The sequence below is a fragment of the Clostridioides sp. GD02377 genome, from assembly GCF_045899875.1.
GTDB classification, from domain to species: domain Bacteria; phylum Bacillota; class Clostridia; order Peptostreptococcales; family Peptostreptococcaceae; genus Clostridioides; species Clostridioides difficile_A.
Genome location: NZ_JBJODA010000027.1, coordinates 16428 through 38585, shown reverse-complemented (window position 1 = coordinate 38585; position 22158 = coordinate 16428). Strand labels below are relative to the sequence as shown.

Below are 22158 nucleotides of genomic sequence, written 5' to 3'. Positions count from 1 at the left end.
TTGCTGTTTTCTCAGACTCTTGTGCATCTGATATAATTCCATACGACAGCCCACAATTAAATTCTATCTTTCTCAATAGCTGATTAAGCCCAGCAAAAAGACTTGAATCTCTTATGACTGGGGAAAATACATTCCATTTGTTATCCCCAGTTTCCATTTCCAGCATCCTGTACAGTCGTTTCCTACCTTGTGGAACTTCATATTCTCCACTTGAATTTCTTCTAAACATGCTAGAATCTGCATCAATCGCTACCTCTGTAGCCTCATACTCCCATAAAATCCTTGAATATTGTTTATCTGCCTCTTTTATTAAGTCAACAGCTCTTGAAAAAATAGAAGAACCCAACGGGGATGTACTTTCAACATTATTCGCTTGTGGAATTTTAAAATATGAAAACAAAGGCTTTTCAACTCCCTCTAATGTTAATTCCTCTGAAATGTCTGCCCATTCAGAAACCTCATTCAGCTTAATCCTTTTCCCCAATTCATTCGAATACCCAATTAGTCTAGCTGTATTACTTTTATATGCGTAATTAGAAATAGTATAAGAAGCAGGAGTCCAATTATGATACTCTAGTCTAGTATATTTAATATCCCCTTTTACTTTTATCTCTGAAAAAATAGCGGATGTAATATCACCTGTAGAACTATACTCAACAGGAAAAAAACTACTTGCCTGGACATAATCAACTTCTATTTTATTTCCACTTACATAAGGCTTAAATACTAATCCACCAGCGCTACAAGCATACTCGCAATACTTTCTTATATCTTTCAATACATCTTGATATTGTTCATTTAAAAAGTCATTTCCAACCACTTCACTTTCAAGCTCTAGTGTAACAAGCCTGGCAACTTCACTTGATATTGCACTTGATAAATTCAAACTTTTAGTTGTTTCATTTAACCAAGGGGCTTTATTTTTGTACATAGCCATCCACAAGTCAATAGCTCTTGACATCTTATCACTAACAGCTATATCAATTTTCAATTCATTTTGTATAGAACTCTTATTAAACAATTTGTTAATCACCCCCCTTATAGCATTTTTTAATCCTGCAAACATTTAGTCACCCCTTATAAACCTTTTTAAGTATCTCTCTATTGTATATTCAAAAGCATCTAAACTGTCTATATCACTAGAACCATCATCAAGTCTCACATCCTCGTTAATTTCCTTGCTATCCCACATGACACTACACAAAGCATTAACAAGAGTTTCGCTATATTTTGTATACTCAAATCTACCTTGACTAATTAATAAGTCTGTAAGTCTTATTCTATCGTTAATAGCGCTCTTCAAAGCATTTCTAACACTAGCATTTAATCCTGCCTTCTCTACTGCATTTTTAATGCCTCGTATTAGCACCTGTTCGGCACTATCACAATAAATATAGTCAACCTTACCATATAGATTTATTACTTTTCTTATAAAGTTTATAAGTAGATTATTAAGCTCGTCGGGGCTGGTATCTGCGCTAGGTCTTTCACTTGCAAGCGCTATTACCTTTTTATAATTATAAGTAATCCCAGTTGCAACAAAAGCATGATAAGATTTATTACCCCCAAAATCTACCCCAATGATAACATCCATGAGTGGGTCAACTGTTTCAGTTTTAAACTGCTCTTTATTATTAGCAAAGTATTCATATATAAGCCCCTCAGCTACGCATCTTTGACCTAATATATCTCTCTTGTACCAAATACTGCTTACATCATATTGTGATATAATAGCCTGTTTTCGTTCTTCTGAAACTGTTATATTATCATGTATAGTGAAGTGTTGATAATTATATCCGCCTAGCAAAGTTCCTTCTTTATCTTTTTTCATATAGTTATCAATATACTCTTTATAAATTGGAGCATTAGGATTGTCGGGGTTCAAATCCCAAAATATCTTACGATTAGTCGATGCTATAATTCTATTAAAAGCCTCTTTGATGGTATTGTCATGATGCAGATTTATCTCTGTTGCTATCCACATGCCATAAGAGTTGCCACGAATTTTCTCGTAGCTATCCGCTTTTGCTCCACCTGCAAATATAACAATTTTTTGCTTATGTTTAGTTGAAATACCTTTTACATATAAACATTCATTACCTTTAAATTTGCCCCAGTGACATTGCCCACGAAAAATATATTCAAGCCCAAACCCATTCGCATCACCAATATTCAACTTTGCATTTGCACTTGTAGACCCTGTCGCTAAATATATTTTGTCTTTAGATGTTCTTATTTCATGCGCAAAGGCGAATATATTATCAACAGTCTTGCCTGCTCTTACAGCACCTTCGGCAATATTATATGTATTGCTAGCACACTTTTTAATATATTCCTTATGTTTTTCCCCAAACTGGAAAAGTATAGTTTTTTTCTTAGTTACTGCCATATATCTCCGCCTCTATATCCTCTATATCCTCTATTTCTAAGTCATTCCCAGTTATTTTATTTGTTTGGGCTTTTAATAGAGATACTCTTGCCTTTTGTTCATCTGTCGCAATATCCCAGTTTTGATGTACCAGTCTTTCATATTTTTCAATTAAATTTGCAAGGCTATTACCAGCTATAGACAGGGTTTTTAATACATTTAATTGCTTATCCCAAGCGAATTGTATTTCGTATTCTTTAGTACCCTTAGAAGTCTTTTTCAATTTCTTCGTATGGTCTTTATTATCCTTTACATATACTTTTTTTTGAGATGCTATTATATTAATAAATAAGGTTTTTATCTGTATCCATAACATTTCAAGCCCTGTTATATCTTCAATATCTTTAGATAGTTCTACATATTCAACAGGAAAATACTTTGAATATCTGCCATCTTTTCTATTATTTTGATTTCCCAGTGGGGCTTTACCGCCCTTGTTGCCTTTTGCATTTTGGCTTCCTTTTGGCGCTCCTACTTTTTTATTTATACCTAATAAATTATCCCACTTATGAGAATATTTCCACATTGACACTTTCTTGCTTTCCACATCTAAAATATTGGCTATTTCCTTTACACTTATTTTACCATCATGCTCCTTATAAATTTCGAAAGCTTTTTCACTTGTTGGGTTTCTTTTTCTTGCAATAAAAACCACTCCTTTTTCACTTAGTTTTAGTCAGTATATAGTGGCATAAAACTAAGTATTTTATGCCATTTTACCGTATAATGCTTATATACCAACATATACAGAAATACATAAACATCAATTTGTCAGTTGTATGTCAGTAAATACTCTAAAAATGCTATTTTTGTGCCTTTTTACCAAACTCATGTACGATATTTTAATTGATATTTTAAACTGATAAACCTGACTATAACTATTCAAATTTCTTTATCACAAAGAGGTAATTAAGTTTGAATTTTTAATGATAGACCATTTTTTATACCCTATCATTTATTTTTTTTTATTTCTTTTCTTCTCTCAGTTTCTCCACTTTATTTTTTAAGCTTCTTAATAAGACTTTTTAATCCTCCTGCAATACATATTTTAATAGCTTCATATCCACAATTTTAATGCTCTTTTTCCCTAACAAGACCCTTTGGGGTTCTAGTCTAGTTATATCAATACTTTAGACATAATAAAAAAATGCGTCTTTTACCTATACTTACGCATTTTTAAAATACAATCTTAATTATTGGAAATGCTAAGTTTCAGCCATTACTTTTTATTTTCTAATTTAAAATGCTATGAACTTCCGAAAACTACGCTTTTTGGATTAAAAAAAAAGGTTACAGGTTTAACCTATCAACTGCCCTGTCTAAAGCCTCTTGTTTCATTCCTAAATATACTAATGTGTCACTTTGATTTGCATGGTTTAGCGCCCATTGTACGACTTCTAAACCTTCTGTCTTATTCATGTGCCAAGCATATGTCTTTCTAAGTGTATGAGTACCAAAGTTTCCTCTTAGCCTGCATTTTTTAAATGCTTTCTTAAGTACCTTATAAGCTGTTTTTTCTTTTAGATGCTCTCCTTTTTGACTTATAAATAAATAATCATCTTTACTTAAATTACAACAATATTCATTTATAGCCTCTCTTGCCGATGCATTGATTTTTGTATTGTTAGTCTTACTAGTCTTTTGCTCTTTAAGGTATACATGTGTTCTCTTATATACTTGACTGACTTTCAATTTAACAATATCACTTATTCTAAGTCCTGTATTTATGCCTAGAACAAATATTAAGTAATACCGCTTATCTCTTTCATATAAATACCTTTTAACCTTATCTATATCTTTTTGGCTTTTAATTGGGTCTACTCTCAATGCTTCTTTTTCAGCCCTCCTCTTATCATTTATTATTTTTTCAATGTTCTTTTCATATGCCTCAATAGCTTCGCTAGCATCTACCCAGCGCTTAACCTTTTTAGTCACCTTTATTCCTCCAATTTTCCAAATAAAAAAAGCCTAACAACTATTTGCTAGACCTTTTTAAAGGGGGGATATATCTTTTTTTCCTATGATACTATTATAAGCCTTAAAAAAAATAAATTAGTGAACAAGGTGTGAGATTTGTGTTAACTCTTTGTTAGTTTTATATTGACAACATATTAGATAGCTTTTCAAGTGCTTTTTTATGCTTATAATAAACATGTTCTCTACAACACTTAATTTCCATAGCAATTCTTGTTGTTGACATTTTTTCATATTTATCATAAAAATATTTCAATTCTATAAGCCTTCTTTCGTCCTGGGGTAATTCTTCTAAGTAAGCATACACAATTTTTATTCTTTTTTCTACATGTTCTATTTCAGCTTCTTTCATGAGAATTTGTTGCTCTGCATTGGCAATCATTTCATCTAGCCCCTTCGGGCTTGTTTTTACTTTAAATCCTAACTCATTAAAATTAACCTCGCTATATCTTTCATTTTCCTTTAAAATCGCAATCTCTTTTTTCAAGATATTAATTTTTCGCTTTCTATCTCCCAAATCATTTAAATAACGACCAGTTTTTTCTATTCTTTCTTTATTCATAAAAACCCCCTTAATCACTTTCAAAATTCATATATTCTAAAACATCCCTAATGCCTAACTCTTCCATACAATACTTATGTAACACAGGATGACTTTCTTTTAACATTTGAAAACGATTAGGTACTAAGTCATACGAAAGCCCAAACATGCAATAAATACACCCTGTACGCTTACATAAAGTAGTTCTATACTCTTCCTTAAAATCAAGACCACTTTCTTTTATAACTTCTCCATAAATTGATGCAATAGGCAACTTATTAATGTAGATATATTCTAATATATCTTTCTCAGTCCAAAAACTAAGAGGAGCAGAGAGAGGTCTTTTTTCATTAAAAGCATTACAACCATTTTTTAGATATTTCCTTTTTCTCATAGAACTTTCTTCCGTTAAAATCCCGACAATGCCTTTTAATCCTGTTTCTTTTTCAAACTTTTCAAAAGGTCGTTTCTTCATAACTTCGCAACATTTGTCTGAAACTTTAAAAGGAGCATCAACTAGATAGCGCCATTTTTTAGAAATGACGAACTGACTATTAGTACCATCTTTATTAATTCCATTTAAATGTTTATTTATTAAAGCTTCGCTTTTAGAGTTTCTAACTTTAGATATGTAATGGCTTTGTTCTTTGCTAACGACTGGATAACCATATTTTTCTATAACATCTTTAAAGGACATTTTAGGTCTTATAATTATCACATTTTCTTTTGTTTTTACAAATTCTTTCAACTCGGGATATTCTAGTCCTGGGTCGCAAAAAACTGCTGGAATTTCTTTGTATACCTGCCTAGCAATATCTAAAAGAACAGTACTATCTTTCCCACCACTAAAGCTAACATAAACATCACCTTGGTAATGGTCATACCATTCTCTAATTCTTTTTTTAGTTAGTATTATTTTTGCTTCAAGAGGCAATGATTGCTTTTGCTTCAAGTACCCTTCTTTCAATTTTTTTTAATTCTTCTTTAGAATAATTAATATCCACGTCTCTCTGCTCCCTGCTTTTCTTTTTTGTATTTAGTCCTACATTTTTTACAACAACATTTTTGCTTTGATTTACATTCTATATAAAATAACTTACCACACCAGTAACAAATTCGCCTTACTTGCGTCATTTATTCACCTTCTTATTTATAACAATATCTCTATAATAGACCTACCAATTATATCTACATTTTTATATTTTCCAGAATCAATACTCTGTTTCTTAAAAAGAATTGCATCCCTCAAATCTTCGAAAGTTTTCTTTAAAATATTGTATTTTTCTTTTTCATCTATTTTTTGGTATGTAACAACAAATTCAACTTTTACCACATTATCACTCCTTATAATATTCTACTAACCATCCGCTTCTAGTTGGTGTATTCCTTCTAGATACTTGATAAATAGACTCTTTTTTATTCTTAAAAAATCCGAGGCTTTGTCTTCTGACATAACTTTAGCTTCTCCAGTTTCAACATTTATAAGTTTTACTTTTTTGCTTTTTGCCTCAACTCTTTTTTTAATTTTTAACGCGCTGAATGCCTTATCCGAACTAACTATAACTCTCTTTTCATTCCCTAATTTTACACCTTTTATACAGCAATACAGCGCCAAATAATTTTTAAAAGTTAAATCATCTTCCATAAAATTAGAATTAACCGAGCCACTAAAAATTTTTTCTACTTTAAGCACTTAAAACACCTCTTTATATAACGCAGTCAAGGTCATTATAGAAATTATCATATATCTTTATAAGTTCAAACCTTGAATCAAACTTATCATATTTACTTTTTCTTTTAATAATTAGCTGTCTTTGACCCATCAAATTAATGGATGGTATTATTAATATTTTCAAAGCACTTTCAAATTCATCAAGCGCAATAAGGATATAAATATCGCAACTATGATATTCTTCCTCAAACTCAAAACAATGATATTCAGTCTTTTCATTTTTATAAAGATTGGACACTTTTACGCCTATCTTGATATTTCCATTTGCAATAAAGTCATACAAATACTCGCTTGCCATATTTTCTATATAATAGCCTCTCGACTCCAAGATACTTCTTGTATATTGCTTCCAATTGCAACCAACCACTTAATCACTTCCTTTCTAAAAAGGTATATCCTCATCGTCTATAGCCTGGAAGCCTTGCGGGTCTAAACCTTGCGGTTCAAAGGTATATTCTTTTTCCTCACTAGCTGTTTTATTTTTAGTCGTTAATTGTCTTATAATTTTAGTATTTACCTTTGTAAATGTCTTTTTCTCGCCTTCTTGCGTCTCGTACTTATCTACCCTTATAGACCCTACTATAGATACTAAATTACCTTTAGATATATAATTAGCGCAATACTCCGCAGATTTTCCCATCACTTCTATAGGTATAAAATCAGTTTCTTTAGTCCCATCTTTTTTGGTATAATCTCTATCTATAGCGATTGTAAAAGTTGATACCGCTGTACCCGACCCTGGAATATATTTAAGTTCGGGGTCTTTTGTTAACCTTCCAACTAGTGCGACATCATTCATTTTTACCACCCTTCCCGCACTCCTTGCGTCTTTTAAAATTGACACGAAGTCCATATATAAAACCGCTACAAAATGCAAACATAATTATAATTATTAAATCATCAAGAGTTATCATATCTTATCCTTTCTATCATCAATTGTTATTTCAAATCCACATTTACACTTTCTAAGATAAATATGTTCTTCTACAATCAACGCGCCTTCATTATTTCCAAGTTTATCACTACCACATTTAGGGCAAAAACAATATTTTTCACTCAATTTTAATACATCTTTACTTTTCATATTTAATGCTCCTTATTCCTACAAGGAAATTAATCTTTTTATTGTATTAATCTTTTCAGCTAAAGAATTAGCACTTTTTTGCTTAATTCTAATACTTTTAGTCTTGTTATAAATAGCAATAACTCTTCTTATTTCATTGTCAAAAATACAATCTATAAACAAGTTATACACACCTAATTCACTTTTATATTCTTTCAACTGTTCTTCTAAAATTTGAATTAACTCTTCGTTGTCACCCATAATACACTTACACAACCTTATTTTATCGTCCCTTATCCTAATTTCCTCTTTCAAATCTTCAATTCTTTTCTCTGCCTGCTCCTGGGGTATAATTAAGTATTTGCCTATTTTCATTCTACCGCCTCCTGCTCCATTGATTCACTTACTACCTGCTTAAGAGCTAATTCTATCAATTCAGCATTACTTAAATTCGGATTTTCTTCTCTTATTTTAATAGCAATATCACCTACGTATTGCCCTAGCTCGCAAGATTTCATTTCAGATATTTTTTTCATATAAAAACTCCTTTTTCACGTGTTAAGATACTATTCTTAACTGGTTTTCTTTTTTAAAAGTGCATTTAAACGGCTAACACTGTTACTTTTTGTTTCTGTTCTTTGTAACTAAAAAACAGTATTACATCTACTTGTAATTTCAACCAAGCAATTAGGGCATATATCTAAAGTGCCTAGCTGGTCTGAAACATCTCGAGTATTATTGTAATCACTTAGAGTTGGCATCGAGGTCAGTTGCTCGGAACTCTCTACACTTGCACCGCATTTCTCACAACATATCTTGCGTTTAATTTTTGAGCCTTCTTTGATGCCCTGTTCTAGTCCCTTTGAAATAAAATTCTCTCCAAAAATCCAGTTCAGTTTTTCCGTTTCTGATACAATTCTGAATTTACTATTTTGAAGTATATTTAATGCTTTCTCAGCCTCTTTCTCTGTACAATTATCACTTATAGCCATATCTATTAAATAGCAATCCTTAGCACCTTCGACTCTTTCATACTCCATGTACTCGTCGATAGTATTGCATAAAATAACTTTTATCATTTTTAAACCTCCTTATTTTTTTACTTTTTTAATTGGTTTAGTGTAGCCGTCAAGTACACTTTTTAACAAATCATTTTTTTCATTTCTTCTAATGCTTCATTCAATTTATCTATGTCTAAAATACGTTCATTAGCGATATTTCCAATCTTATTAGCCTTTACTATGCAATCAATATCTTTTTGCTTTTTTTCGCTTAAACTTAAATATATCTTTGCACTTTTGTAAATCATTTCCTCTCTATTCATAGCTTCACCCCCTGGTCTTCGCATAACGTTTATATTTACATTATAAGACGTTATATGAAGACTGTCAATACCATATTAGAAATTATTAAGTCTTCATTTTACCATTTAAACGTATAATTACGTTGACTAAAACAACATTTTAATGTAAAATCAATTTATGGAAGGAGTTTTGTGAATGAATGAAATAATGGACGATATAAATATACGAATAAGAAAATTAAGACTATCAGAAGGATTAAAACAAGTAGAGCTTGGAGAAAAACTAGGAAAGACAAAAAATGAAATTTACAATTTAGAAAGCGGAAGAACAAAAATAAAGGAAAGTGATTTAAAATTAATAATTTCACTTTTTAAGGTAAATGAGGATTGGCTAAGGACTGGCGCAGGAGATATGTATAATACTGAGGATAGAAACTCCGTAAAAGCGGAGGCTTTTTGCGCAATAGACGAAAATGAAAAACTAGCCAAGGCGGTATTGGAATTTAGCAAATTAACAGACGAGCAACTTGAATCAATTTTAAAAATTTTAGAAGTATTTTCTAAAGAATAAAAAGCTATCACTTCATTTTGATAGCTTTTTTATATGTACTCATTTATTTTTAGTTTTTTTTCTTAGATATAAATAAATAATTTCTAATAATTCTCTGTCCCCAATTAAATCTATCATTCTTTTTATTTCCTCTTTCAACAAAACCATCCCCCTATTTTTTATTAGAATAATACATTCTTAAAATTTAAAAAAAATAACTTGCAACTTTAATTATACCCTTTTTTGTTCGATTACACAAGAACACATGTACGATTTTTTGTCGTAATTATATATCTACACTACAATAATAGTACCTTTTAGCAAATTTTACTAGTGGAAAATAATTCCAATTCAATTTATTTTGAATTTTCTCACATTAAAAAATCGTAAGGTCAAATTTTCAACCCTACGATTTTTATTTATGCCAATCCTTCTAATAACACCAATTTTTCCGTATCATCTAAAGAATTTAACATCTTATTTTTTCTATGTCTTATTGAGTTTTCTAAACTTTTGTCCTTTTCATCTAAAACAAGCTCTTTTTTTATATCTTTTATGGTTATATATCTTTCAATTTTATAAATTCTAACTCTTTTTTTCTCTTGTTGCACACCAGTAGGATTAATATTTTTATAAAAAAAGATACTTCCTACTGGTGTGCAGGTTTGAATTTGTTTACTTTCTATTATAAAAATACTATTCAATATAGCACTTAATTTATTTGTTGTTAAATTCCAGTTTTCCCCTAAAATTAACTTTAGGTCGTTACTTAACTCTTGTAAATGTAATTCTGTATAAGATATTCCTTTTCCAAATAATTTGTCTATATAATTGAATACAGTCACCTCAATGAGTTCATCGTTCAAAAGTCCTGGATATTCTTCTCTTAATTCTCTATATATTAGGTTATTTATTTTGCTAAATACCGCTCCACGCTTTCTATTTCCCATATTAGCTAATTTCCATGCCAAATCTAAACTGAATTTGTTCTCTAAAACATATTTAGAATATAATTCTAGCATGCTATTACTTTTGCTTTTCTTTACTAAATTATGTATGTCACATTCTCTATAAGCCTTCAAGCACTCGTCTGTAGTTAGTCCCATATCGTTATGATACTGCATTAACGCAAAATTCTTAGAACCGCCTTTAATTTGATTATATCCAACTAAAATATTTTTATATTCTTCTAAAGTCTCTATTGTAACGTGCTTAATTTCTTTTAAAACTTTTTCATATTCCTTTAATTGATTTTTTGACTCAATATCTACATTTTCTATTTTAGTTATTTTAATTTTTTTAAAATATTCTTTAAGTAAAAACTTAAAACTTTGTATTGTTCTAGTCTTGTAATAGTGGTTATAGACTTGACTTTTTATATATAGTTTATCGACTTTGTAACACTTGTTTTCTGTATCATAATACACGTTTGAGTCTAACATAATCGGTGTAGCTCTTATTCCAACCGTTTCAAATTCTAAATCACTTTTTGATGCTTTGTTGTATGCTTCTTTTAAGATAGTCGCTTTCTCTATATTTTTATCCACTAACCATTCGATTTTGTATATATTACATTCTTCTTCATAGGTGTTAAATATGTGTACTGTTGCTTTTTCTAAGTTTCTAAACCTTGCAACATATTGTTTTATAGTTCCAATATCTTTAATCCCAACTATAATTATATCTGTTACATTTGAATTATTTATGTTTACTCCTGCTACTATAGTTGTTGTATTTAATAAGACATCATAATTTTGCATATCTGAGTAATTTATAATTCTGTCATATAATTTACTTTCCTTTTTCCCATCAGCATAAACTATATCACTTTTTTTGTTTATTGATTCTTTTATAAACTCAAGTTTTTCTATGTCATTCATAAGAATTGCACTATTGTTAGATTTATTTATAATATCAATTATTTGACTCATATCTTTAATATCAAAATCTTTATACAACTTAACTTCGTATTTAGTCTTTTGAGTTTGTTTGTATTCAATTATATAATCATAAATGCTAAACTCTAATTTAGTTGGTGTTGCTGTTATATCAATTCTTCCTTTGCATTTTTCAATTATATTATTTAGATTTTTTATGGCTTTATTTCTATAAGTATCTGTATAGGTTTGATGTATTTCATCTACAACAATTATGTAATCATTCAAATCCTCATTTATTAACCATTTACTTTTGTCCCATGTCATTACAACTAGATTTCCCTTTTTCAACGCATCTGTAACGCTCATATCTCCAAAAGCTCCTGGGATTTTATATTCTTTTATTGCCTGCTCTACATTAGCCGAGTTTGGCAAGATGAATAATGCTTTAGTTTTTAATTTTTTTAATGTATTTATAAATGAAAAACTTTTGCCACTTCCTGTGGGCGCAACAAACAGAGTTTTTCCACCATTCATTGCATTCGCTATTGCTGTTTTAATTCCTATTGGTTTTTCATTTATATATTTTTTTATTTTATGTGTTTCATGTCTATTAAATTTAGAATAATTTTCTTTTTCATATTCCGCTCTTTCAGCGTTACATTCTTCTAAAAATAATTTATCTATATTATTTTTATTAACATTTTCCACTTTTATCCCTCCATTTTTTACCTGGAGGCTAATACTCTTTCTTGATTTTTTGTAATAATTTTACTATTAAAATTACCTTAAATACCTTGTGTTTTCTTGTACTTTATCTTATAATATAAATATAAGTACAAGAAAATAAGGATATTTTATCCTTCAAAAGAGGCTTAGCCTCGTGGTCGAGGAATACTACTTGTTTGACGGCAGTTGAGTATTCCTCATTTTATTTTTTGTAGATTATTTTAAACCAATTAAAAAAAAGTTTTTTCTGCTTATTATGATTATAATTATAGCACATTTAAATTATAAAAAAATATACTCTTTTAAAAATAAATTATATTTTCTTTTTTAAAATCTAGGTCTTACTTCACAATAGATGTGTAAAAGGTAAACGTCGTCTTCTTCTGTTGAATATATTCTCCAATTAGGTACATCAAATTTTTTCCCAAATTTTGTTGTTTCTTCACAACATTCATATTCTATATATATTTTGCCTTCTGTTGATAATTCATATAGTTCATCAATAAAATCAAGCCCAACTCTGTAGCATCTTTCGCCATATTCGGTTGTATTCATTTCATAAGAATTATTTTTTACGTATGGTTCTAAATCTCTTAGAAAACTATTTTTTATATTTTTCTTTTTAAAATGTCTATATTCTTTAAATTTTAACTTATCTAAATTTTCTATCTCTATACTTATGTCCTTTTTTAAGAGTCTGTCGTTGTAGACTGGTTTGTATTTTGATATAAAATATCTTTCAGCCAGTTCCATGTCCCCTTCTGTATTAAAAGAATAATACATGACTTTCTCTGTTTCCTCATAACATATTTTTGGTAAATGAGAATGACAATATAGTCTATTTTTTAAGTTCTTTGCTTTCCCAACATAAAGAACATCTGTTATGTCCTTTACAAGCATATAAACACAATTTTTCATTTTAAAGCCTCCTTAAAGTAGTCTATTATAGAAATTTTACCATAAAAAATATGGATTTTAGACATGTGGAAAATAAATTTTTATATGCAAATATATGTTATAATAATTTTAGCAAGAGAAGCAATCTATATTCAAAAAAAGAGTGGAGTCTATACACGAAAGATTATCCTCCCAACGATTGAGGGGAGGTGGTATGTATGGATAATTTTTTACTTAACATATTAGCTGGTGTTATAGCTAGTTTAATATTCTATCTAATTAGTAAATTATTTAGAAACGTAAAAAACCACTCTAAGTGTCCAGCAAAGAGTGGTTGGGAACTTAATCTAAAAATTAAGTTCAAAAAGTCTAGATAATTTTTTACTTTAGACGAAAACTCTACTCTTATGACTAGAATATAGTTCTCTTGCTTTTATTATATCACATTTTCTTAAAAAAGATACGAATTTATATCATTTCCAGTATCCTGTCCACTAGTAGGATTTATATTTTTATAAAAAAAGATAGTTTCTACTGGTGGACACATTTTCATTTTTTATCAAAATTTATTTTAAATAATAAAGTAAAAAACTACTCAGACGCCAATAAGAGTAGTTCGAAATAATTAATTTTTAATCTGAATTGGAAATAACTGCTCCTTTATAAGTCAGGGCGTAAAACCACTATACCTTTAGGTTAGTGGATGTAAGCCTATCCCTGATTCTGTATATATCTTTCAATAGTTTCCTTAGAAACATTCCCTATACTACAAGCAAAATATCCATCTGACCAAAAGGTCTTCTCCTTCCAGAAATATTTGTTAAGGTATAATTGATTATTATTAATTCGCCAAATTCTATAAGTTGAAATTTGCTTGAACCATCTTACTATCTCCAATATAGAAACTGTTGGTCTGTATTTAACTAATAGATGCACATGATTTTTATCAGCTTCCATTTCAACCATGATTAAATCTTTTTCTTTTGCTATATCACTAAGAATATGCTTAATTTCATCGCCGAATTTAATTAACAAGTTTTTTCTGTATTTACATACAAATATCAGATGTACCAATAACAAACACTTAGAATGATTTCTACTAACATAATCCATGACTCCAATTTAATCCCTTCTTAAAGATATATGGCTTAATTAGTTTTACATTTGGTACTTTTTTGATTTCTTTTAAAGCTATGTATTTTCCCTCATTTTGACTACCTTTAACTGTATAAACTTTACTCTCATATTTAATTAAGTCATTAGGCTGATATAATGATTTTTTCTTCCTTATTCTTCTTTGACCTTTAGATATTTTTTGACCTCTAAACACCTTAAGATTTTCAGAATTTAAATTTTTATTTCTAGTTCTTCTTCCACAATTAAGTTCACTTGCAGAAACTTTTTCACCAGTTCTATTATCTATATATTTAGCATCATAGAATTTTTCAAGACTTCTATTATTTAATCTTGACTGTTCAACTTTAAATATTTCTAAATTTCTAACTTGATTAACACCTTTAGCTATAGCAAAAGCATCATTAAAATGACTTTTTTCTATACCATGTTCAATTCTATGATTTTTAGTCAAATAACCATAAGTTGCTTTAATGTTAGTATATTTTTCTTTCAACTGTTCCAATAAGTACCATCTTATCATTGACATAAATGTAGCATCTTTGAAACCTCTAACTTTTTTACCATTTTCACACCAATCATATAGAAATTTCCCTTTTTTATGATTAGGAGATGTATGACACTTATTGCATAAAGTTATCAAATTACTAGGAGCATCAGAACCACCCTCACTCTTGTACTTAATATGATGAATTTCTAATATCTGTTCTTTACTCTTATTCTTACAATTAGGATTTTGACATATATGTCCATCTCGATGAAGTACATATTCTCTAACATTCCAGAAACTCATTTGTTCTCCCTGCTGATATTCTACACCAGATATATCAGGATTCTTGATTTTTTGTATATCAAAATTAGCAACCTCTAATACTATATTTCTGATAGGCAATATAGTATTAAGATAATCTATAAATTTAACATGAGTATCTAACTTATGTTGTAAACTTGGTGCTAACCATCCTTGTCTTATTTTTCTATTGTTCCATCTAGGTTTTCTATATCTTAATCTTTGTCTCCTAATTTTTCTATACTGACTTTTTTCTAATAATCTATCTTTTATACCTTGAAGCAATTTTACTTCTCCAACTATTAATTCTTTACTATCTGTTATAGCTGAAAAGCCTATATTTAAATATCCACTATCTATTCCCAATGTTATAGTTTGAATATATTCAGTATCTGTCTTATACAACAACTGTATAGTAAATGGGTTAGCTCTTTTAACAGTAGCTTTCTTTTGGTTTAATAATTTTCTAGCCTTTGCATTAGTAGTAGGCATTAATGGTTTTCCTTCAAAATTAATTACATATACCATAGTATAATCCTTTCAGATAATTTAACCTCACCTTATGGTGGTAGACTCTCTTCGCCAATGTTATGAAAGGTTTTGAATATACCACACTTCACCTGCCATCAGTGATGTTTAATGATATACCGTAGAGTTCAGGACTAGAGAAGTATCCTGAAGTACCTATATATTCTTACATAACGTAGTGTAAACTTAGGCTATTCAACTAGCTTTTTACAAGCCACTACCCTTTAGGGTAGCTGGCAGTTGACATCATTTCAATATACCAAATTTTTCTAAAAAAATAGGGAAAAACTATAGTAAATAACGTTACGTTATGGTATAATATTATTATAGGAAGGAGGTGACAACAAGAAAATGAGCAGACTAGAAAGAAGACAAAAAAATAGAGAGAAAAGACTTGGCAAAGTTAAAATCATCCTCTCTATTTTGAGTATTTTAGTAAGTTTAATAGATAGACTTATCAAACTGCTAAAAGACTTGTAAGGTTTAAGCTAAGAAGGAATTGCACTTCCTTCTTAGTACTTCTTTCTTAAATTATAACACATTTTCTTGAAATGTATGAGTAAAAAAGTGTATAAAATATGCGTTGCTTTAATTATCTTTACTATACTTTTAGATGTAATTCTTTTAGTAAAGAATTTTAGTTTAAGTAATATCGTTGGCTTACTTATAAGTTTTTTACTATTAATATTTTTTTATTGGCAACGTAAAAAAGGTGAGTGGTAGTTTGAAAGAAACAAGGGTTTTAAATGTGATTTTTAATAAGTCTGGCTGTGGCTCTATGAGTACTAAACTAAGCCTGCCTATTACGCTTATTCGAGAAATAGGCGTAACTGAAAACGACAGAAGCGTTGAAGTGACTTTAAGAGGCGAGGAAATAATAATTAAAAAGGCTAAGAATAAATAACTTTTTCTCTAAAAAAGAGGGTTAAAATTTTCTTAGCCTTCTTTTTTGAAATTATAAAAGATTAATATTAGATTATTGTAAAAATAAATAACTATTTCTATAATAATCTAAATAAGAATATAATATTAATTTTATAGGAATTAAAATTATGAATTATATAAAATTATGAATAAATTTAAAAATAAAATAATATAAGATTATATATAAATTAATATAAGAATAATTAATTAATTTTTTAAGGATTAATATTGAATTTAAAATAAATTATTAAATATCCGAAAATAATCGGAATATATGATATAATAATGTTACATGAAAATAAAAGGGGGTAATTTAGTTGAGTACAAGTCTTAATACGATTTCTATTTTTAACGTAAAAGGTGGAGTAGGCAAAACAACTTTAACGATTTTGACAGCTATGTATTTATCCAAAATGGATAAAAAAATACTTATAATAGATGCAGATTTTCAAGCGAATACTACACAATTTATACACGATACATTGTTTGAAGGAAATACAATGTTTGAAGCATTAGCATATAAAACAAAAGCAGATGATATTATAATAAAAGCACCTCTTGAAGAATTTCCTAATGTCGATTTAATTGGAAGTAAGCTTGAATGTTGTGTGCTAGGGGAATTGTTAGTTACTGAAACAAATAGAGAAAAAGCGGTTTATAGATGGTTTGCTAAAAATATAGAAACACTTGGAAAATATGATTATATTTTAATAGATTTATCTCCTTCATACGATGTTGTTACACGTAATTTCTTATTAATTTCAGATAGTATTATTACTCCTCTTGAATACCAAGACATAGCATCTATTCGAGGATGCAATCTTTTCTATACTAAGTTTAAAGAGGACTTAGAAAAACTAGAGATAGATAATAATGTAAAAAAAGCTATAGTTGTAAATAGATATACAAGTAGAAAACTTTCTACAGGAGACGAGTTTAATAATCAGCTAGAAAAATATGATAACATAAAAAAAGTTTTATTGAAGACGCGAATAAGCGAAGGAACGATTGTTAAAAATGCAATTTTAAATAAAACAGATATAGAGGAATATTGTAAGAAAATTAAAAAAGCACATAAAGTAAGAGAAGAATTCAAAAACTTTGTGAATGAACTTTTTGAAAGGGGAGTATTGTAGGATGAAATTTGATTTAGAAGAAAATGAAAATAAAATTGATTATAGAGATATTACAGAAAAAAGAATACAAGATACATTTAAAAAAAATTCTAATAGTATAGTTACTTCTTTACTTGAAGTAAAAGAAAATGAAGAAGTAAAAAAAGAGTCTGTATCTATATACTTTGAAAGTGATGATATAAACGTTTTAAAAGCAGTTGCGCAGATTAAAAAAACTACTATTAATAAGTTAGTGCTAGATGTTTTAAAACCTGTTATAGATGCAACTAGGGCTGATTTAGAGGGTAATGAAGATATTGAAAAACTAGCAAAGTCCTATGATAAAAGAAAGAAAGGAAGAGGTAGAAAAATAGAAAAATAATTTTATAATAATTTATATAAAATTAATAAAATAATTCTATATAAATTTAAAAATAATCTATTAATAATTATTAATTAAAAAATAAAAAATTTGTGGTTGGTACAGATTGCAAAAAATTCGGCACTACATGGGTATTTAAAAAGACAGCACTTGAAAGAGAATATGGAAATGTAGATATAAAAAAAGAGGGTAGCAACTAGTAAATTAGTTGCTACCCTCTTTTTTATTTCTTTATAAATTCTAATGCTTTTTTAGTAGTTTCAAACCTATCATTTCCTTTTATTTCTGTAAATCTTTCTGTAGTTATAGATTTTATTTTGTTGCACGCTCCTGCTCCTACTATATATAAATTTTCTGTCTGACCTGGTATATAATCTTTTATATCACATATCAAACATTTTTCTTTTACATATCCCCATCCCATTATGATAGCTGGTATTATATCAACCTCTCCATCATAAACTATTGTGTGTTTATACATGATTTTCCCCTCGCTATTCTCTTTATTATCTATAGTCTTATTTAAAATGCCTTCTGCTATCAATTTAGCAACTATATCTTTATGTCTAATATAATAGTCTGTATCAGCTTTGCTGTCTACGAAACATACTTCTATCAATATTGCTGGTGCTTTTGTATGGCTAAGCCAGTAAAGCCCTCTTACATCTGATTTAGCCCCTCTATTTTTAAATACTGTCGCTAATTTATCGTTAACTCTTTCAGCATATACTTTCCCATTATTAGTTTTATATATAGTCTCTGTACCCATGGGATTTAGTGTTGTATTATTTGCATTGAAATGAATTTGTACTGCTAAGTCTATGTCTTGTTTATTAGCTATCTTGCATTGTTCTGCAAGGTAGTTATTAGATTTATCTACCTTGCCAGCATAAACAGTCGCACCACCCTTTTTAAGCCATTTAACAATCAAATCTACAAGTATTCTATTTTCTTTTCCTTCATTTATATAACCGACTGCTCCTGTTCCTTTTCCTGTTAGTGTATGCCCTGCTGTTATTGCTATTCTCATTTAAGCACCTTCTTTCTGTAACATGTCTTTTATGTCTGTTACATCTATTTTTATTTCTTCTACATCTGTTTTCATTGCTCCCATTTCGACTAATATATTTTTATTTATCTCTTGTTGCTGTGTAGATAATTCTATAAAATTTTCTACTGTCTTTTTATACATCTCTCTATCCTCTTTTTTCTCTTGCATAGTGTTTTTAAATAGTAAAGCACATAATATCCCTACCGCTCCTAGCCCACTCAATTGAGTTATTAGTTCTTCCATTTTATTCCCTCCAATTTTTGTATTGTTTTATGTCAAAACAAAGCTTATAAGTTATATAAGCTTATAAAAAAAGAACCTTCTATAATGCTGGTTCTACTGGTATTTCTTCTTTATTGAATAAATTTGTTAATTCTATATATTCGCTTTCTTGTATTCTATTCATTAGATAGAATACATCTAATTTAATTTGCAACTCCTCTTTAGTATTAAAATTCTTTTGTTCAATCATTCTTTTTAAAATGTTATACATGTTTTTACCTCCATTTTTTTATATTTTATAACTCAGTATTTGTGTTAAGTTCTAACAAAGCAATTCTATAAGCATTATCTACTAATAAGCTATCTTGTTGCTTTTGATTTTCTATTAAAAGTGATAAATCTATAATTACATTCTTAGACTGTATACTATTAATATTTTTTATATTATCTCTAATAACTTCTATATGACTACCTAAATTTTGCGTACTTTCAAAACTAATATTTGAAGTTATAGACCCAGCATCACAAATAAATCTAGTTTGATTATCATATTGTTCTAAATTTAATGTTCCAAGCTCAATTTCTTGTGCTATTTCTAATTCATAAACAACTTTTATTGGATTAGATTTCATCCATTTTTTAACTCCTTCAATGTCTTGTGTTTCTAATTTACTTCTTAAAATTCTAAAAGAAATTGTTTTGCTTTGGTCTATAATTATACCTTCTGTAGTAATTTCATTCCCCCAAGTTGTATTTACACTTTTAAATCTATCACAACATATAGTATTAATTCTACTCAATACTCCTTCAAGAGGCTTAGCATCAGGAATAGGGTCAGTTCTAACATAAAGTACAGTATTGTTGTTTTGGTCTGCTCTTGTTTGTGGATTAAAATTATCGCCATCAAGAACTACTTCTTCACATCTTTTTATTAAGTAGTATTTATTATTTTTATAAACTATTTCATCTCTTATTCCATTCGGTAAGCTTCTTAATATATATGGAATTGTCTTTTTATCATATTTATTTCCTTTAGTTATAATTGTTTTATTAGCATTTTTATGCAAATCTTTTATTATAGTAACTCTTAGATACTTTGCATCCTTAGGGCTTCTAGCAACATAAAAAATATCTTTATCTCCTATTATTCTTTCATTTAATGATGCAGGTATAAAGGTTTTATTTTCATCATACCAGCATATATTTCTACTACAACTATAAAAAGTATATTCTATGTTTGATTCTACATCTATATAGTCAAGTGTGTATTTATGATTGTTAGTTCCTGAAACAATTTCTTCGCCATTTGAATATTGTAAAATATAATTATCTTTAAAATTTCCATTTTTATCAAATAAATTAACTTCACCATTCCTAAATGTTAAAAGTTCTATATTCTTATTTTGACCAACACTTTGTAATCCTTTAAAATATTCTATATTAGTGTTAGTGTAATCACCTTCTAGTATAGTCATATTTAAGCTTACTTCATGTCCTGCTATAGATGCATCATTAACAGCAATACTTCTTAAAACTATATTGCAGTCTGATATATTATTTATTGTTGTAAGTTTGAATTTAAATGTTCCGACCTCTCCTCCTTGAATTTTGCAATTTTCAACGCTCGTTCCAAATACACTTTTTTCCTCTCCAGCGGTGTGAATATGAATGTTGCCTGCACTTGGTAATGTGTTTTTATATACATAAACTATTATTGTATATAAAGTATTAGGTTTATACATAGCGCAATTAGTTGTAAAAAAGTTGTGATACATTATTCCATTTTCCGTCGCTACATTTATTTTATTATCTGAAAAGGTTGTTTTCCATAAAGAAAAATCTGAGATATTATTACCCCATAAATTAACTAGCGTCTTCCCTTGCATATCGAGATTAGTTGTATAACCTTTTCGACTATTTTCTATAGTATATTCTCCTGTATCAGTAGAACACTTTATATTTTCAGCTTCAACTAAATTTTCTATATCTAAAATACTTTTTTTACTAGTTTCTGTATCTGTAAATAATACATCTAAAGCTTGTTTTGAGTTTGCAATTTCTTCATTTTTTATATTTGTGTAATTTATATCTTCCGCATTGGCAACGATTGTTAATCCTTCTATATCGCTTGCATTATGTTTATGTGCCACATTTGCTTTTTGAGAAAAGTCGTGTATTAAACGCTCGTTTAAATTTTCTTTTATTTCATTATCTATTGCAATTCTTGCGTCAATCAATTCTTGCTGAGGTGTTTCTTTTTTTAGTGTATCTATTTCTTCTTTAAATACTTGCATTTTGTCTGTTAATGAAGTATTTATTTCTGTAAACTTAGCATCTATATTGTTTTTAATTTCTACATTAAAAGTATCTGTTTTTTCTTCTAAAGTATTGTCAACTTCTACAAATTTACTATTAACTTTATCATTTATATTAGTTTCTAAATCTTTTATAGACTGTTGCCTTTTTAGCTCGCTTTCCTCTCTTTTTTCTTCTGCCTCAACTCTTCCTTTTTCTGCAATTGGTATTTCTAAAATATCTTTTATAATTTCCCACATTGGCTCGTCTATTGATATTGAACTCCTGTCTATGCTTTTTACAACTTCAAATTCTATTGGCAAAGTGCTTTGTATTTCATCATTTTTATATAGAACTATTTCGCACTTTACTATTCCTACATTTTTTAATACATTTGAAGTTAAAAGGGTTTTTACAATAGAGTTTTCAACTATACAATTCTTTTGAAAAACTTCCCTACCAGGTGTTAAAAAAAATTCTACTATAGTGTACTCTCTTAAATCTAAGTCAAGCCCATTTTCAATTAATCTGATATTAAAAGGTATATTATTATCATTCTGTTTAAAGATAGGTTTTTGATACATTTTCTTATTAATATCTAATGAATAAATTTTATCTCTCAT

30 protein-coding genes are annotated in these 22158 nt (G+C 28.6%); 6 read left to right on the top strand and 24 right to left on the bottom strand.

From position 1 onward, the window contains the following. From Q3304_RS18850 to Q3304_RS18775, 16 genes are all read right to left on the bottom strand, one after another. On the bottom strand, window positions 1–1066 hold a 1066-nt coding region (locus Q3304_RS18850), incomplete at its 3' end, for a phage capsid protein (RefSeq protein ID WP_407815460.1). After that, the gene (locus Q3304_RS18845; RefSeq protein WP_407814815.1) at window positions 1067–2389 is read right to left on the bottom strand and encodes a PBSX family phage terminase large subunit; all 1323 of its coding nucleotides are present in this window, start codon (window positions 2387–2389) and stop codon (window positions 1067–1069) included. It lies immediately after the preceding gene. Continuing rightward, on the bottom strand, window positions 2376–3083 hold the full coding sequence (gene terS / locus Q3304_RS18840; protein WP_407814816.1) for a phage terminase small subunit: 708 nt from the start codon (window positions 3081–3083) through the stop codon (window positions 2376–2378). Before terS ends, Q3304_RS18845 begins: the two co-directional genes overlap by 14 nt. Window positions 3084–3718: 635 nt before the next feature. Further along, window positions 3719–4363, bottom strand: coding sequence for a tyrosine-type recombinase/integrase (locus Q3304_RS18835; protein ID WP_407815459.1), 645 nt, complete (start codon window positions 4361–4363; stop codon window positions 3719–3721). A 160-nt stretch (window positions 4364–4523) separates the two neighbouring features. Then, complete coding sequence (locus tag Q3304_RS18830; protein ID WP_407814775.1) at window positions 4524–4964, bottom strand: sigma factor-like helix-turn-helix DNA-binding protein; 441 nt, start codon at window positions 4962–4964, stop codon at window positions 4524–4526. A gap of 10 nt (window positions 4965–4974) precedes the next feature. Continuing rightward, window positions 4975–5895 (bottom strand): phosphoadenosine phosphosulfate reductase family protein, encoded by a 921-nt coding sequence (locus Q3304_RS18825; RefSeq protein ID WP_407815458.1) that lies wholly within the window; start codon window positions 5893–5895, stop codon window positions 4975–4977. Between the two features lie 41 nt (window positions 5896–5936). Next, window positions 5937–6077 (bottom strand): hypothetical protein, encoded by a 141-nt coding sequence (locus Q3304_RS18820; protein WP_407814777.1) that lies wholly within the window; start codon window positions 6075–6077, stop codon window positions 5937–5939. 16 nt (window positions 6078–6093) lie between these two features. After that, window positions 6094–6276 (bottom strand): hypothetical protein, encoded by a 183-nt coding sequence (locus Q3304_RS18815; RefSeq protein WP_407814778.1) that lies wholly within the window; start codon window positions 6274–6276, stop codon window positions 6094–6096. 24 nt (window positions 6277–6300) lie between these two features. Beyond that, the gene (locus Q3304_RS18810) at window positions 6301–6636 is read right to left on the bottom strand and encodes a hypothetical protein (protein ID WP_407814779.1); all 336 of its coding nucleotides are present in this window, start codon (window positions 6634–6636) and stop codon (window positions 6301–6303) included. 13 nt (window positions 6637–6649) lie between these two features. After that, on the bottom strand, window positions 6650–7042 hold the full coding sequence (locus Q3304_RS18805; RefSeq protein WP_407814780.1) for a hypothetical protein: 393 nt from the start codon (window positions 7040–7042) through the stop codon (window positions 6650–6652). Between the two features lie 15 nt (window positions 7043–7057). Then, the gene (locus Q3304_RS18800; protein WP_407814781.1) at window positions 7058–7474 is read right to left on the bottom strand and encodes a single-stranded DNA-binding protein; all 417 of its coding nucleotides are present in this window, start codon (window positions 7472–7474) and stop codon (window positions 7058–7060) included. A gap of 111 nt (window positions 7475–7585) precedes the next feature. Then, window positions 7586–7759 carry a DUF3797 domain-containing protein gene (locus Q3304_RS18795; RefSeq protein WP_407814782.1) on the bottom strand — a complete coding sequence of 58 codons (174 nt, stop codon included), beginning with the start codon at window positions 7757–7759 and terminating at the stop codon, window positions 7586–7588. Window positions 7760–7777: 18 nt separating this feature from the next. Beyond that, window positions 7778–8113: a hypothetical protein gene (locus tag Q3304_RS18790; protein WP_407814783.1), complete on the bottom strand. Its 336-nt coding sequence runs from the start codon at window positions 8111–8113 to the stop codon at window positions 7778–7780. Continuing rightward, a complete protein-coding gene (locus Q3304_RS18785) occupies window positions 8110–8256 on the bottom strand; it encodes a hypothetical protein (RefSeq protein WP_407814784.1) in 147 nt (48 codons plus the stop codon). Before Q3304_RS18785 ends, Q3304_RS18790 begins: the two co-directional genes overlap by 4 nt. Before the next feature lie 126 nt (window positions 8257–8382). Continuing rightward, window positions 8383–8778 (bottom strand): hypothetical protein, encoded by a 396-nt coding sequence (locus Q3304_RS18780; protein WP_407814785.1) that lies wholly within the window; start codon window positions 8776–8778, stop codon window positions 8383–8385. 101 nt (window positions 8779–8879) lie between these two features. Further along, window positions 8880–9062, bottom strand: a complete 183-nt coding sequence (locus Q3304_RS18775) for a hypothetical protein (protein WP_021382292.1) — start codon at window positions 9060–9062, stop codon at window positions 8880–8882. Between the two features lie 175 nt (window positions 9063–9237). On the opposite strand from Q3304_RS18775, the gene Q3304_RS18770 reads away from it, so the two are divergent. After that, on the top strand, window positions 9238–9612 hold the full coding sequence (locus Q3304_RS18770) for a helix-turn-helix transcriptional regulator (RefSeq protein ID WP_231300227.1): 375 nt from the start codon (window positions 9238–9240) through the stop codon (window positions 9610–9612). Window positions 9613–10010: 398 nt separating this feature from the next. On the opposite strand, the gene Q3304_RS18765 is transcribed toward Q3304_RS18770, so the two are convergent. Further along, window positions 10011–12179 (bottom strand): DEAD/DEAH box helicase, encoded by a 2169-nt coding sequence (locus Q3304_RS18765; RefSeq protein ID WP_407814786.1) that lies wholly within the window; start codon window positions 12177–12179, stop codon window positions 10011–10013. Between the two features lie 345 nt (window positions 12180–12524). Beyond that, on the bottom strand, window positions 12525–13115 hold the full coding sequence (locus Q3304_RS18760; RefSeq protein ID WP_407814787.1) for a GIY-YIG nuclease family protein: 591 nt from the start codon (window positions 13113–13115) through the stop codon (window positions 12525–12527). 197 nt (window positions 13116–13312) lie between these two features. On the opposite strand from Q3304_RS18760, the gene Q3304_RS18755 reads away from it, so the two are divergent. After that, entirely contained in the window at window positions 13313–13471 is a 159-nt protein-coding gene (locus Q3304_RS18755) for a type I toxin-antitoxin system toxin (RefSeq protein ID WP_407814788.1), read from the top strand. A 334-nt stretch (window positions 13472–13805) separates the two neighbouring features. On the opposite strand, the gene tnpA is transcribed toward Q3304_RS18755, so the two are convergent. After that, window positions 13806–14207, bottom strand: a complete 402-nt coding sequence (tnpA, locus tag Q3304_RS18750) for an IS200/IS605 family transposase (protein WP_407814789.1) — start codon at window positions 14205–14207, stop codon at window positions 13806–13808. Next, entirely contained in the window at window positions 14194–15546 is a 1353-nt protein-coding gene (iscB, locus tag Q3304_RS18745; RefSeq protein WP_407814790.1) for an RNA-guided endonuclease IscB, read from the bottom strand. The genes tnpA and iscB overlap by 14 nt, the downstream gene beginning before the upstream one ends. Before the next feature lie 351 nt (window positions 15547–15897). On the opposite strand from iscB, the gene Q3304_RS18740 reads away from it, so the two are divergent. From Q3304_RS18740 to Q3304_RS18725, 4 genes are all read left to right on the top strand, one after another. Then, window positions 15898–16026 carry a hypothetical protein gene (locus tag Q3304_RS18740; protein ID WP_255643638.1) on the top strand — a complete coding sequence of 43 codons (129 nt, stop codon included), beginning with the start codon at window positions 15898–15900 and terminating at the stop codon, window positions 16024–16026. A 244-nt stretch (window positions 16027–16270) separates the two neighbouring features. Then, a complete protein-coding gene (locus Q3304_RS18735) occupies window positions 16271–16450 on the top strand; it encodes an AbrB/MazE/SpoVT family DNA-binding domain-containing protein (RefSeq protein ID WP_407814791.1) in 180 nt (59 codons plus the stop codon). Window positions 16451–16787: 337 nt separating this feature from the next. Then, the gene (locus tag Q3304_RS18730; RefSeq protein WP_407814792.1) at window positions 16788–17606 is read left to right on the top strand and encodes a ParA family protein; all 819 of its coding nucleotides are present in this window, start codon (window positions 16788–16790) and stop codon (window positions 17604–17606) included. A 1-nt stretch (window position 17607) separates the two neighbouring features. Continuing rightward, window positions 17608–17967: a hypothetical protein gene (locus Q3304_RS18725; RefSeq protein WP_407814793.1), complete on the top strand. Its 360-nt coding sequence runs from the start codon at window positions 17608–17610 to the stop codon at window positions 17965–17967. 223 nt (window positions 17968–18190) lie between these two features. Here the strand turns inward: Q3304_RS18725 and Q3304_RS18720 are convergent, their stop codons facing one another. The 4 genes from Q3304_RS18720 to Q3304_RS18705 form a co-directional block, all read right to left on the bottom strand. Beyond that, window positions 18191–18997 carry an N-acetylmuramoyl-L-alanine amidase gene (locus Q3304_RS18720; protein WP_407814794.1) on the bottom strand — a complete coding sequence of 269 codons (807 nt, stop codon included), beginning with the start codon at window positions 18995–18997 and terminating at the stop codon, window positions 18191–18193. Continuing rightward, window positions 18998–19261 (bottom strand): hypothetical protein, encoded by a 264-nt coding sequence (locus Q3304_RS18715; protein ID WP_407814795.1) that lies wholly within the window; start codon window positions 19259–19261, stop codon window positions 18998–19000. Between the two features lie 79 nt (window positions 19262–19340). After that, window positions 19341–19511 carry a hypothetical protein gene (locus Q3304_RS18710; RefSeq protein WP_407814796.1) on the bottom strand — a complete coding sequence of 57 codons (171 nt, stop codon included), beginning with the start codon at window positions 19509–19511 and terminating at the stop codon, window positions 19341–19343. Between the two features lie 25 nt (window positions 19512–19536). Further along, window positions 19537–22158: a hypothetical protein gene (locus tag Q3304_RS18705; RefSeq protein WP_407814797.1), complete on the bottom strand. Its 2622-nt coding sequence runs from the start codon at window positions 22156–22158 to the stop codon at window positions 19537–19539.